Consider the following 13,731-nt stretch of genomic DNA (forward strand, 5'->3'; position numbering starts at 1 on the left):
TCCTACCGTATGGGATTCAGGATCAGTCCCGCCAGATCGGGATGCAGCCTGAGCGTCAGGATCGAGTACAACCTGCCCACACGTCTCCCCAATAGGCTGCTGGGGCGCTTGCGGGGTGGGTTCTACGCCAACTGGTGCGTGACGAAGATGACCGTCGGAGCGATTGCGCATTTCCGTGCCGTTCAGCCGACGCGGTAACCCGGAGCCGACACCTGCAGGCCATCACGAAGATGCGAGCGAACCTTCTCTTTGCGGTATCGCAAGGACGCTTCGACGGACGCGGTGTCCAATAACAGGCAACGCAGACATTACTAGCAGGACCAGAATTATGACCAGCAGAACACTTCTCCGCGCCGCCCTTTCCGTCACACTCCTGTCGGCGACGGCAATGCCGGTGCTGGCCGACGCCACCCACAATCATCCGGCGGCGAACGGGACCGCTGCCGCTCCCCTTGATATCGTACGGGCGGCGACAGACCTTGCTCCGCCAGTAGGTGCGAGGGGACCGGAAACGATCAAGGTGAAGCTCGACACGGTCGAAGTTACTGGCGTCCTAGCGGACGGCGCGACCTACCACTACTGGACCTTCAACAAGAAGGTTCCGGGTCCTTTCGTTCGGGCAAGGGTCGGCGACACCGTCGAAGTTGAACTGACCAACCTTGCCGATAGCAGTGAACGCCACAGCGTGGACTTCCATGCAGTCACGGGACCGGGAGGTGGAGCTGAGGCGACGGACGCCGCACCCGGCGAGACTAGGGGCTTCACCTTCAAAGCAATGAAACCGGGCCTTTACGTTTACCACTGCGCTGTGCCGATGGCCGCCCACCATATTGCAAACGGGATGTACGGCCTGATCCTGGTGGAACCTGAAGCTGGCCTTCCTCCGGTCGACAGGGAATTCTACGTGATGCAAGGCGAGGTTTACACGAAACAGGCCTATGGAACGAAGGGCAAACTGACTGAGAGCCTCGACAGGCTGATGGACGAGACGCCGGAATACTATGTGTTCAACGGTGCAGCGAACGCGCTGACCGGTGACAATGCGTTGACCGCAAAGGTCGGCGAGACTGTTCGCATCTACTTCGGTGTCGGCGGCCCCAACAAGACGTCGAGCTTCCACGTAATCGGGGAAATCTTCGACAGGGCCTATCAACTGGCATCTCTGACAACCGAGCCACTGACGGATGTGCAGACCATCACCGTTCCTCCCGGCGGCGCTGCGGTTGTCGACATGACCATGGACGTTCCCGGTGAGTACATGCTCGTGGACCACGCTCTTTCACGCGCAGCGCGTGGCCTCGTGGGCAAGCTGGTCGTCGAGGGGGACGAGCGGAAGGAGGTCTTCAAGGTTCAACCGGCTAGCACGGCGGAAGCTGGGCACGGCGGACACGAAACCCACTGAAATTCTTTGACTGAGGTAGGAAGAGGTGGGAGAAGGTTCGATCCTTTTCCCGCCTCTTTGTTATGCAGCCATGCGCTCGCAGCTTTGAGCACACTTGCGGCAGGCATCGACGCAGGTCTGCATATCGCCAACATGTCCGCGCGCTGGGTCGACCGGCTTGGAATGCAGGCAAGCAAGTTGGCGTCAAGAAGCCCCTGAAGCAGCGCCAGATCTGGGCAGTCCGCTTCTTCCTGGACCGTGAAGGAAGGATGCGAGATTGGGCGCTTTTCGATCTTGCCATCGACAGCAAGCTCCGGGGCTGCGATCTGGTAAAACTGAAAATCGGGACACTTGTCACCGGCCACGAAATTCGAACTCGGGCGATGGTCGTCCAGCAGAAAACTGGACGACCCGTGCAGTTCGAAATCACGACGGAGGTCAGAGCTAGTCTGCTTGCCTGGCTTCAACGAAGGGGAGGAACAGTCGATGACTATGCCTTTCCCAGTCGCGTCGGCCACGCTGGTCATCTCAGCACTCGGCAATACGCCCGACTGGTCGATGAGTGGGTGACGGCGATCGGGCTTCGTCGGCAGGATTACGGGACGCATTCCCTGTGGCGAACGAAGGCTACCATGATCTACAAGGCCACCGGCAATCTTCGAGCGATCCAGATCCTGCTTGGCCATAACCAAGATCGAGAACACAGTCAGGTATCTCGGCGTCGACATTGAGGATGCACTAGAACTGGCCGAACGGACCGAAATCTAAAAGGGGGCGGCCCTGCATGTTGCGGGGCCGCGCCCGCTTCTTGCGTGAGCCTCTCGAAAGACTCAATCCGCTTTGCGCCGTCACTCCTGCCGTTCGGAGAAAAAATTGGATCTTGTAAGCAGTCATTCATCGACAACGGGAATGGTTGCCGGTCTCTGTAGCTCATGGCTAAAGACGCTACCCAATCCTAAGCCGTCACTCCGCCCGGAATGCGAGGGCAGTTCAAATTTTGAGTTATGCGAAGAGTCTGAGCTCCTTGCGTAAGACATGCTCATCATTCTGAAGATCGCCGGACGCCTGCGCCACAGTGTAACCCCACGCTCCTTGACCAACTTCCTTGCTCAGGCTTGTACTCGCGGCTGAACTTCGCTCAAGTTTCATTGGAAGCACCTAATTCGGTGCCCAAGAAACCGGCAGCAGGCGAGCCTGTTTGATAAATTCTAACCAATTGCTTGAGAGAAATCTTAAGGCGGGCGTGCGCAATCTAGCGGTCGAAGGAGTACTCGTATGCGCACCATCTTTTCGGCTTTGATCTGTCTATTCGTCGCCTGCCTTTCGGCGGCCCCGGCGGCGGCAAATGGGGAGTGGACGGCAGCAAGGGCAACGGATCAGGTCCGTTATACCCTTGACAATAAAACCTGGTTGGCTCTTCGCCAGGGTATGGTTGTCCCTAACAAAGCTTGGATCTCGACAGGAGCGCGTGGGCGCTTGCAGCTGGTGCGTGGAACCGAGAGTATTGCTTTTCAACCCAATACACTGGCTTCCGTCGTGACTCGGGGTACGGATCATAATCGTAAAACCGAGGTTAACCAGCAGGTCGGGGAAATAGTTCTTGAAATAGAAAAACGCCAGAAGCCACACACGACCGTCCAGACGCCTTTCCTGGCTGCTGTTGTCAAGGGCACACAATTTACCGTTACAGTTGGTGAAGCCAACGCAGCCGTCGCAGTCGATCAAGGCGTGGTAGAGGTTACTGGCTTCAAGACCAGCGAACGGAGCAATTTGACGGCTGGGCAGAATGCTGCAGTTACCGAAACAGGAATGACAGTCGATGGTAGTATACAGCAGCCTGCCATTACGCGCGCGGTATTCTCTCTTCAATCGATCAAAGCCAGCTTTGCCTTTCGCGATGCGCCTGCCCGGGATACCACGTCAAATGGGGCGAGGGCGGCACAGGCGATCGATGAAGCAATCAGCAAAAAAGTCGAGGCTGCGAAAAAAGATCAGCAGGCTAAGAGTGAGCGCGACGCCGATGCTGGAAAAGAGACCAGCAGCTCCGATGGTAAGGGCAAATCTGGCGAGAAGGGTAACGGGAACTCCGGTGGCAACGGCAACTCGGGCGGCGACGGCAGCGGGAACCCCGGTGGCAACGGCCACGGGAACTCTGGTGGCAACGGCAACGGGAACTCCGGCGGAAACGGCAATGGGAACTCGGGCGGAAATGGCAAAGGGCGGTCGGGCGACTAGCCATGCTGCTGTCAAGGGGCGTTACCCGAGATCGAACGCTGCGGTTTTGTGACGCCCCTTGACTGATGTCTGGACACCAGGCTCGATTTGTCCCGCAGAGTTGAGCTTCCCATCCGCAGCTCGGAGAGCCGCATCGGCTGCCGGCCTTTGAAGGTGGCGTTTGACGTTAGCAAATGACCACAGTGCGAAATCTAATGTATGCAGTTCCCGAGAAATTAGGCAGATGCAAATAGAAGAGATGGCTGTTTGTCTGTGAGTTCCGTATGAAACAAGTTTTTAGACAGAAGCCATTTCTCGTACTGGGGCTCCCCATGGCGGTAACGGCGCTGACGATCGGCTTGCTGTTTGGTGCGCTGCTCCTGTCTGCAGCAAAGTCAGATCAAGCCGCAATTCAGCGTCAGCAGGGTCTTTTGAACCTTGTGGTGGGGAATCTGGAAGAAGAGGTGGCCCACAACCAAGAGAGCGCAACTGTCTGGGATGACGCCGTCGTGGAGGTCCGCCAGCGAAACAGCGAGTGGATGGCGTCCAACCTCGGTGAGTGGATGCATAGCTATTTCCGGCATGATGCGGCGCTGGTTCTCAATGCGAGCGATGGCCTCGTCTACGAATTCATTGCTGAACCTTCCACATCAGCGTCAGGCGCAGAGATTGCTGAGCTGGCGAAACCCTTGGTGGAAAGGCTCCGGCAGCGGCTTGCCGCGGGCGAAACTGCGACCGGCACGACCATATTGTCGATCGGCGAGAGCGATCTTCTCGACCTCAACGGCCGTGCCGCAATCGTAAGTGTGAAGCCGATCGTCTCCGACACCGGAGAGATCGAGCAGGCACCGGGAACAGAGAACCTCCATATCGCCGTGCGCTATCTAGACGGCGTGCTGCTGTCCGAATTGGGGCGGAATTATCAATTCCAAGACCTCGCGTTCGCTCGTTCCTCAACTCTCGCTGCCGATGTTTCCCGTGTCCCTCTGCGAGCCAAATCCGGTGAGCTGATAGGCTATTTCCAATGGCAGCCTTTCACTCCTGGAGCGAGCGTCATCAAGTCTGTTTATCCAGTGATCCTGCTTGTAGGGGGCTCGGCCCTTCTTCTGATGAGCTTCCTGGGCCATGCGATCTGGCGGCGCTCGCAAAGCTTGGCTGAAAGCCAACAGGACCTCAGGCAATTGGCCATGCATGACCCTCTGACGGGACTTGCTAACCGAACGACGTTTCACGCTGCCCTTTCGGAGCGTCTTGAAAAAGCGACGGTTGAAAACAACGTCTCCGTCATGTTCGTGGATTTGGATCACTTCAAGGAGGTCAATGATACCTTCGGACATCCCGTCGGAGACATCCTCATCAAAGAGGTGGCAAACCGGTTGCTCGAACTCGGATCCTCGGCGCTTGTATCCCGGATCGGCGGGGATGAGTTCACGCTTATTCAAGAGGCCGGAGATCTTGCGGATGTCGAACGGCTCGCCGAAGAGATTATAGCCCTGCTCCGCCTGCCATTCCAAATCGACGGCAGACTGATAACGATCGGCGCAAGCATTGGACTTTCGTTCTCGGCACCCGGGCTTGAGGCGAGCGAAATCACGAGGCGTGCCGATATTGCACTTTACCATGCCAAGGCGGCGGGTAGGAATACTTTTGCGGTATTCGGCAACCACATGGAAGAGGTCTTGCGTCGTAGACGCGCCTTGGAGAGCGACCTGGCCGCCGCACTCGAGACAGGCACCCAACTCGCGGTTCACTTCCAGCCGGTGTACTCGGCACAAAATGGGCGGGTATCGTCAATGGAAGCACTCTGCCGCTGGACGCATCCCACGTTCGGTGAAATCTCGCCCGACGTGTTCGTTCCGATCGCCGAGCAATGCGGGCTGATCCAGAAACTGGGTCTGTACGTCCTTGAGGAAGCGTGCAGCCTGCTATCTGAGGTCCCCGATGGCGACTTGGGCATGTCAGTCAACGCCTCTGCGGTAGAACTCATGTCCTCCGGCTACGCGTTGCGGGTCCTGACGATGCTGGCAAAGTATGGACTTCAGCCGACCCGGCTCGAGATAGAGATTACCGAAAGCGTTGCGACAGACACCAACGGCAAAACAGCGGCAGCGATCCGGGACCTGAGAAAAGCGGGCGTAAGGTTTGCCGTTGATGACTTTGGGAAGGGTAATTCGTCGTTTGGGCAGCTTCTCAAGCTAGATGTGGATCGGATCAAGATCGACAAGATCTTCGTTGACCAAATCCATCAAGGTGGGGGCATGCCGCTGATCGAAGCCATCGTGCAGATGGCACGCCATAAGGGGCTGAAGACCACGGCGGAAGGGATCGAGACCGCCGACCAACGTTTAGCGCTCACCTCGCTGGGATGCGATCACCTGCAGGGCTTCGAACTCTCAAAGCCGCTGAGCCGAGTGAGCACGATTCATTTGATGTCTGGCCCGGATAGTCGAATGGAACGCACGGTTCTGTGACGCCGACAGGAAGGTGCTGGACCGCTTTTCCTGGTCTCCGACCGTGATACTGAGCAAGTGTTAGTCCGCTACCGGCGCCGACGCGACAGAACCGGACAGACCGCCCACGGCCCCTTTCCGGACATCTCAACTAAACCAGATGCTTGATCTGCCTCGTTTTCCTGCCTGCATGCATCCGACGTGATGGCGGGTCGGCGGTTCGTATCCGTTCAAGAGCACTACGGATGAGCATCACTGAAAGCAGGGCATCCGCCCCAAGGATTCAAGACTGAGCTCATCACGTCAATAGCGCGAGGTCACACAGCTTCTAAGGAGCGGAATTGGCCCTTAAACCTGTCCCATGGACGGCATATGGCCCCATCTTCGAATTACGGTGGCTCGGAGCGCTGGTGGCCGGTTGAAATTCTGATCATTTGCTGAAAGTTTGTGCTTTCAATCGATCGGGAATATTCAATTGCAGTTCTTACGTTCATTTGGGCCGGCAGTGACTGGCACGGCTCCAATGGAGGCTCTGCGCGCTGGCATTGGAGCTTTTATCGGGCTTTGGCTGTCCGGCTATTTCTTGCTGTCCCCCGGCGTTGATCTCGAAAGTGGCCTCTACCTTGTCGCACCGCTGGGCGCGACTGCCGTTCTCCTGTTTGCCGTTCCCAACAGTCCGCTTGCTCAGCCATGGTCTGCTGTTGTCGGCAATACGGTCGCGGCTCTTGTTGGCGTGGCAATCTCGCTATTCATTCACGAGCCGACGTTACGGATCGCCCTTGCTGTCTCGCTGGCGATCCTTGTGACAATCATGCTGCGGGCAGTTCATCCGCCGGCAGGAGCAGTCGCCATGACAGCTGCCATGAGCCCGGAAGCTGTGGAGCGCCTTGGTTTCTGGTTTGCGCTTGCGCCAATTGCGACGGGCACTGCAAGCCTCGTCCTGATTGCGATCGCCTATGCCAGGCTCGCAGGGCGTCGCTATCCATTTCGTCAATTCGACCAGCAAAACAGGCATGGCACAGCTGACAGGATCGCCGTCGAACGGCTGGGGCTCTCTGAGGCTGAGCTAAGCGACATCCTTCAACGCTATCGGCAGTCATTCAACCTCGGCGTTGAAGATTTGGCACGCCTTATCGGCGCAGCAGAGCTCCAGGCAGCAGCGCACCAGACCGGTACTCCAACGGCGGGCGCCATCATGTCCTCGAACCTGATCACTGTGAAGGCAAACACAGATTTGGGCACGGTCGCGGATCTCTTCCGGCGTCATCGTTTCACATCGCTACCCGTCGTTGACGGGAAGCAGCGGTTTCTAGGCATTATCTTCCAGATGCATCTCATCAGCCGCGCAAGAGAAGACGCACTTCGTCTCGATCGAGGTCTCATCCCCGCCCTGCGAAGGCTGATCGATCCCGAAAGGGATAAGCCAGTCCTCGCAATCGACATCATGAGTGTCACGGTCCCTCGCGCTATTGCGACCACGCCGCTCGGAGCCTTGTTGCCGTTGATGGGTGACACAGATGTTGATGCCGTGCCCATTCTGGAATACGGCAAACTCATCGGTATCGTCACCAGAACCGACCTCATCGCCGCGATGGCCCGCGGGATCGCTCGAGCAGAAATTTGATGGCGTCTGCAAGATAGGGCCCGCGCGCGGAACTACGAACGCCATGTATGTCGGCTGCGCACCGCCGTGTCGTCCGTCCCGTATGAGGATAGTGTATTCTCCATCGACTCAGGCCCTCATCCTTCCTGGCACGATGTTGCCGTCGGAAGGTGAGGTCAAACGGAAGCCAAGAAGCAGGCTCTGAAGAGTGGCGCTTTCGCTGGCCAAGGCTGCGCCAGCAGCGTTCATCTCTTCCACCATGGCCGCGTTCTGTTGTGTCGATTGATCCAGATGGTTCACCGCCACATTGACCTGCGAAAGGCCGACCGCCTGTTCCTGGGCTGCAATGGCGATGGCATCCACATGGCTTGCTGCTTCCTGCACCAGCTCGTCAATCTCGGCCAGTCCGGTACCGGTCTCGGAGACCAGCTCGACCCCCTGGCGAACAGCCAGTTCAGAATTACCGATCAGCCCCGAGATTTCCCGCGCTGCCTGTGCCGAACGTTGTGCCAGCTCCCGGACTTCCTGCGCAACCACGGCAAACCCCTTGCCGGCCTCGCCGGCGCGGGCTGCCTCGACGCCCGCGTTGAGAGCGAGCAGGTTTGTCTGGAAGGCAATCTGGTCGATCACATCGATAATTTGGCTGATCTGGCTCGATGCCTGTTCTATCTTGTCCATCGCCGCCACGGCGTTTCGTACCACTTCACCTGATCGATTTGCCCTTTCGCGTGCGCGCTTCGTCACGCTGCGGGCCAAATCTGAGCGTCTGGACGTGGCTGTCACATTTGCTGTGATCTGTTCCAGTGCAGCGGCCGTCTCTTCAAGCGAGGCGGCCTGCTGCTCGGTGCGCTTCGACAGGTCATCCGATGCTGAAGAAACTTCGGATGCTCCGCCGGTGACGGTCGTGACCGATTGGCCAACACCAACCAGCGCTTGCCGCAACTGCACCACCGAGCGATTGAAGTCATGGCGAAGGTCTTCGAACTGCGGCGCGAAAGCCTGGGTCACCTCGCAAAGAAGGTCGCCAGCAGCAAGTTTCCTCAAGGCCTGGGCAAGCGTGCCCGTCGCCTTGTTCATACGCGCTTCGGCCTCTGCCTCTGCTGCGATTTGCATGTCAACTCGGTCGCGTTCGGCCTGTTCGCGCGCACGCTCTGCCTCAAGCTCCAGTTCGCGATTGCGGATCGCAGAGAGCCGGAAGACTTCCACCGCTTTGACCATGTCTCCGACTTCGTCCTTCCGGTCGGCAGACTGCCCCGTTGTCTCAAGGTGCCCCTCCGCCAATCTGCGCATTGACAGTACGAGCGCCTTCAGTGGATGGCTGATGGTGCGTGCCAGGAGCATCGACGAAGCGATGACCAGAACTGCTCCAGCGACACAAAGGAGCAGAACCGTTCCGAGGCGAGTGAATGCGCCTGCGGCGATGGCGCGAGCCTCGCTGCCGAGGCGTTCAAGGCTTGCCGTTTCCAGAGCCTTCATTGCGTCAATGCGCTGACTGGCGGCTGCAAACCAGCGATCAGCACTCAAATCACTGGCCGCTGTTGGACCCATCCCAATCAAGGTCGACCTTGTAGTTTCGATCTCCTGCGACGCTGGAATGGATAGGTGCGAAGCGTAGGCGGATTGCCGTTCCTTCTGTTGCAGGGCGAGGAAGTTATCGATCAACACATTCTGCGCGCCAGCCATGCGGGCAAAGGGAGCAATGCGCTCGGGGTCGATATCCCCGGACGTGATGAAGGCGTTGCCGGTAGCGCGTTCCTGGCCTGCGATCTCCTTTGCCTGCATGAGCAGGTTATAGGCGATCATTTCGGCCGCGATCCTCGACCCGACACCCTGGAGGGACAGTTCCGAGGCGAGGCCCGAGAGCTCACCGATTAGGCCGCTATAGAAGTCGAAGGACTGTTTTCCGGTGAAGGACAGATTGTCTATAGATCGTCTTGTGTCGGCGAGGCTTTTCAATGTGTCCTGAGCGAAGCTCCAGCGACGGTTGAGCTCTGTGTTTTCGAATTCCGCCAAGGCATCAGCGAGATCCGGCAATTTTGCCAGAGCCACATCCGTCGATTGACGCGCTGTCACAAGCGGTTGTTTGTCCGCACTTCCCTTTGATCCGATGTATCCAGCGCTCTGCCCCCGCTCTCCCTGAAGGACGTGGATCAGCTCGCCCATCGCCGCGATGTTCTCGCTCACTTTGACCACGGTCTGCATCTGCTGGTAGGAACCCCAAGAGCTTAGAAACTCCATCGAGGCAAGGGTGAGTGCTGCAACCAGGGGGATCATGATCGCAAGCCAGAGGCGTTTGCTGATTGAAAAGTCGGTGATGCGCATCTGCAGGTTGTCCTGAGCTGGGGCATCATGCCGAATATCGTAACATCATGATACGATGTGAATTTTAGCTAGAATTGATGTGATGAGGTAAAAACCTGCCTAACGCATTCTGGCTCGGTTTGACGAATGCCAAGCGTCGAAAAAATAAACCTCAGCGTGCGTCAACCCAATGCAGGTTTGGTGGGGATTTGAAGCGCGAACTGCACATTTACGCGCAAACTCCAGGCGCAATTGAGCGGATGGCATGGAGGGGCCGATCATCGTCTGTCGCCTGTGTATCGAGGATCAAGTGACAGCAGCCGGTCCATGAGATAGGCGACCGTCTCGGGTCCGGCGCAGCCACGGATCACGCATTCATGCATGTCGCAGACGGTGTCACAGACTCGCTCACGCCGCGATCTAAAGACGACCGGAGGAACAAACCTGTCGCGGTCTATGCCTCGGTCCGGCTTCTGGCTCTTCAACATGATTCCTCATCTTCAATAGATTTGTTTTAGAGGGTCCCGCCGGTAAAGCGTGGAAAGAGGACTTCATTTTCCAGGTGCATGTGCTGGACGAGATCGTCGGCAAACTTCTTTACGCCTGTGTAAAGCGCGCGCCATGAATTGCAGGCACCGTCCGGTAGATGAAATCCGCCCGTCACGTGCTCGAGTTCCGTCAGATGCTCTGCCTCGACGTCATGTTCGTGGCGCATCTGTTCAATGGGTCTTGTCAGAGCTTTATGGTCGCCGCGTTCCATGAGTGGGAAGAGCATAAGCTCCTCGCTATGCATGTGGCTGTGAAGGTCGCTCTGGATGCGCTCGAGCAGATTTGCCAGGCCGATCGGTGCATCGTGGTGATCGCCATGCACCCGCTCGACCTTGGCTGCGAGAGGGATCAAAGAGTTGAGTTCCGCACGGTGGGTGTCGTGGTAGCGTGTCTTGAGGTGCTTGATCAGATCGACAGTTTCATCCGGTGCTTCTGTCGAGGCGGCATCGACAAGGCCCTGCAATTCGCCCACCAAGGTTTCCGGCGAGAGTCCTGCGGCTTCGGCCGCAACCTCGAGGCTATCAGAGCCACCGCAGCAGAAGCTGATGCCGTGACCGCGGAAAAGTGCGGCTGCACCGGGGAGGGAGGTCGCGATCTTTCCGACCGTCTGGCTTGCGTCAAGTTTCATCGAGTTCACCTTGCTTTGCGCTTTAATGCGTTACCGCTGTGGTGCCGACTATGGTGAGGAATGCCGATCCGGTCGTTGCGCTTTCGCAAACAAGATGTGCTCGTACTCCCTCGCGCATCAGGGCGCGTGGGCATTGTTTTTTGCCCGCGATACCCAGGCCGCTCCCTCTTGCGCGTGATGAAAGCCGTTCGAGAACTTGGCTGTGGGATAAGTATGCCCGATCAACTCGGCGGCCTCTTGGGGTTCCATGCTGCCCGACAGCGTTTCCTGGAAGATGACGGCGATGCGCGCCATGTCGCAGTCCTGTGGTGAGAGACGGAAGCCAGTGACCCCGGCCTCTTGCAACTCCTTCAGTTCGCTGAGCAGGAGTTGGCACGTGTGCGACATTGTCTGCACGCCATTAAGCACCAGGAATGACTGGCGATCGAGTGTCTTGATTGACAGGCCGTCCGGCTCTTCGCCACAGACGAACTGGCAATTGTCCTTGATCCTGCCCTTGGAACGGGCATGGGCGCAGCGAGCCGATATGGCAAGCGGCATGCGACCGAATACCATCACTTCGAGAGCCACATCCGGCGCGTCGGCGGCGATCCTGGCGATCGAGCTAAAGGGAAGTTCCGGCGGAAGACAGATACGGTCTGCCCCGCGTTGTGCCAGCAAGCGCACGGTTGGGCCATTATAGACATTGACCAAGGGGCCGACGAGGTGTCGGCGGCCCTTGATCAGGCCGATGGCGGAGAGGTCGTTTACCTCGATGGGGTAGTCCGACGTCTCGATCAGCTCTTTCACGATCCGACTTTCTCGCTCCAAGGTGATTAGCGCCAGCGAGGAAAAGGCCACCGACTTTCCCGCCCGTTCCAGGCGCTCCACCACGTCTGCCAAGTATGGCTCGATGAAATGCTGCCGTTTGGAGCAGACAGTCTCGCCGAGGATAATGTGATCCACGGGCGCTTCGTCTGCGATCTGATAATAGAAATCCCGCCATTTCGGGCCGTCCCAGAGATAGTATACAGGGCCCAGTGTCAGTTCAGTCATGCTCATCTCCAGCGCTTCTCATAGGCTCCGACCGTGGTCTTCTGCCCTTCGCTCAGCGCCCTCAGCCGGGTCAACAACGGGCCACGCCCCGAGGGGGCGGTTGCGAGTACCTGGCGCAGCGTGGATACGACTTCGGCCACATAGGCTTTGCCGCGCTGGCGTCCTTCGATTTTCAAGGCAGAGACGCCGGCATCCTTCAAGGCTTCGATTTCACCCATGACATCGAGGGACACTGGGTCTTCGAAGGCGTAGCCACGGGCATCGCCGATGTCGAAGCGTCCCTTGCACAGTGTGGGGTAGCCGGCGGCCTCCCCATGGCTGAACCGGTTGATCGTATAAGTGCCGAGCTCCGACACCATGTCGGAGCCGTCTTGTCGGTACTGCACATGGCTCGCCGGAGAGCAGACGCCGTTCATATTGGGCGATTTGCCGGTGGCGTATGAGGAGAGCGAGCAGCGTCCCTCGGCCATGACGCAAAGCCCGCCGAAGACGAAGACCTCGATCTCGCATTTGACCTTGCGACCAATGCGGGCAATGTCGCTGATCGTCAGCGTTCTCGGCAAGACGACCCGTTTTGCGTTGAAGGCTTCGACGAGAAAATTGATCGCTTCGGGATTGGAAGCAGACGCCTGGACCGAAACATGCAAGCGCTGCTCTGGATAGTGTTCCCTGACATGGGCCATGAGACCGAAATCCGCCAGGATTAGCGCATCGGCACCGAACCTTATCGCGTCGGCGGCCGCACGATACCAGATCTCTTCGTCGCCAGCCCGCATGAAGGTGTTGAGGGCGACGAATGTCATGCAGCCTTTCTTGCGGGCATAGACAATCGCGCCTCGCAACTCTTCTCGGCTAAAATTGAGGCCGGGGAAATTGCGGGCATTGGTCTCGTCGCGGAAGCCGCAATAGACCGCGTCAGCGCCTGCATCGACGGCTTCACGAAAGGCTGCTGGCGTTCCCGCCGGACAGATCAGTTCCATCACTGGATCCCCCTCAGCGACTGGCGTCGGATTTCCTCGGCTAGCCTGTGAACGATGGGCGCGGCAGGTCCTCCGATCCGTGCGAGATCACGCGGAAGATCGATATCGCAGTCATCGAGGGCGTTTCTCATCGCAAGCATCGCTTCCATGTCCCCGATCACCTTTAGGTCGCGGGAAAAGAACAGCGCATCAGCATCGCAACGCCCCTCAAGGAGCGCCAGCAGCATCACCAGCGGGGCCTCGACACCCGCATCCGCTGTGAATGCCTCGCTCTGGCGCACCACCTTGAGACGGAGGAGGTGAGGCTCGATCAGGAAGACTAAGGGCAGATCAGTCGGGGCAAACGAAAAGCGGCAGCTTTTGTATGTGCCAAGGCGCTCGAACATATCGCCATGAGCTAGGAGCAGGAGCTTGAAGAGGCGACTTGCCACGAGCTCAATTGATACGAGCGGCATGAGCGGCACGGCTTTCAGCGGGAGAGCCAGAATGGATGTTATCTGCATTGCGCCAATTTGAGTGGTTTGAACCGGCGCAAACCTATGGGAACGGCCGACAATCCAGATTGCTCCAGCGCAAAGACGCAACCGAAT

Annotated in this window: 9 protein-coding genes and 1 pseudogene; 5 read left to right on the forward strand and 5 right to left on the reverse strand. The window is 58.1% G+C overall.

The window, feature by feature from the left end; all coding sequences use genetic code 11:
• The first annotated feature begins 328 nt into the window (after positions 1–328).
• The 5 genes and pseudogenes from nirK (at position 329) to BSY240_RS00415 (ending at position 7,669) form a co-directional block, all read left to right on the forward strand.
• Positions 329–1,402, forward strand: a complete 1,074-nt coding sequence (nirK, locus tag BSY240_RS00395) for a copper-containing nitrite reductase (RefSeq protein ID WP_069041030.1) — start codon at positions 329–331, stop codon at positions 1,400–1,402.
• Positions 1,403–1,545: 143 nt separating this feature from the next.
• Positions 1,546–2,149 (forward strand): annotated as a pseudogene (locus tag BSY240_RS00400) (tyrosine-type recombinase/integrase).
• Between the two features lie 507 nt (positions 2,150–2,656).
• Positions 2,657–3,616, forward strand: coding sequence for a FecR domain-containing protein (locus BSY240_RS00405; protein ID WP_069041031.1), 960 nt, complete (start codon positions 2,657–2,659; stop codon positions 3,614–3,616).
• A 311-nt stretch (positions 3,617–3,927) separates the two neighbouring features.
• Positions 3,928–6,066, forward strand: coding sequence for a putative bifunctional diguanylate cyclase/phosphodiesterase (locus tag BSY240_RS00410; RefSeq protein ID WP_236759296.1), 2,139 nt, complete (start codon positions 3,928–3,930; stop codon positions 6,064–6,066).
• Positions 6,067–6,490: 424 nt separating this feature from the next.
• Positions 6,491–7,669, forward strand: a complete 1,179-nt coding sequence (locus tag BSY240_RS00415) for an HPP family protein (protein ID WP_236759297.1) — start codon at positions 6,491–6,493, stop codon at positions 7,667–7,669.
• 108 nt (positions 7,670–7,777) lie between these two features.
• Here BSY240_RS00415 and BSY240_RS00420 read toward each other — a convergent pair whose 3' ends face one another.
• The 5 genes from BSY240_RS00420 to ubiT all read right to left on the reverse strand — a co-directional run bounded on the left by BSY240_RS00420 (position 7,778) and on the right by ubiT (position 13,644).
• Complete coding sequence (locus BSY240_RS00420; RefSeq protein WP_069041033.1) at positions 7,778–9,970, reverse strand: methyl-accepting chemotaxis protein; 2,193 nt, start codon at positions 9,968–9,970, stop codon at positions 7,778–7,780.
• A gap of 493 nt (positions 9,971–10,463) precedes the next feature.
• On the reverse strand, positions 10,464–11,135 hold the full coding sequence (gene ric / locus BSY240_RS00425) for an iron-sulfur cluster repair di-iron protein (protein WP_171901536.1): 672 nt from the start codon (positions 11,133–11,135) through the stop codon (positions 10,464–10,466).
• A gap of 108 nt (positions 11,136–11,243) precedes the next feature.
• Entirely contained in the window at positions 11,244–12,167 is a 924-nt protein-coding gene (ubiV, locus tag BSY240_RS00430) for a ubiquinone anaerobic biosynthesis protein UbiV (protein ID WP_069041035.1), read from the reverse strand.
• Positions 12,164–13,141 carry a ubiquinone anaerobic biosynthesis protein UbiU gene (ubiU, locus tag BSY240_RS00435; protein ID WP_069041036.1) on the reverse strand — a complete coding sequence of 326 codons (978 nt, stop codon included), beginning with the start codon at positions 13,139–13,141 and terminating at the stop codon, positions 12,164–12,166. The genes ubiV and ubiU overlap by 4 nt, the downstream gene beginning before the upstream one ends.
• The gene (ubiT, locus tag BSY240_RS00440; RefSeq protein ID WP_069041037.1) at positions 13,141–13,644 is read right to left on the reverse strand and encodes a ubiquinone anaerobic biosynthesis accessory factor UbiT; all 504 of its coding nucleotides are present in this window, start codon (positions 13,642–13,644) and stop codon (positions 13,141–13,143) included. Before ubiT ends, ubiU begins: the two co-directional genes overlap by 1 nt.
• Positions 13,645–13,731 lie beyond the last annotated feature (87 nt).

The organism is Agrobacterium sp. RAC06 (assembly GCF_001713475.1).
In the GTDB taxonomy this organism is placed as follows: Bacteria; Pseudomonadota; Alphaproteobacteria; order Rhizobiales; family Rhizobiaceae; genus Allorhizobium.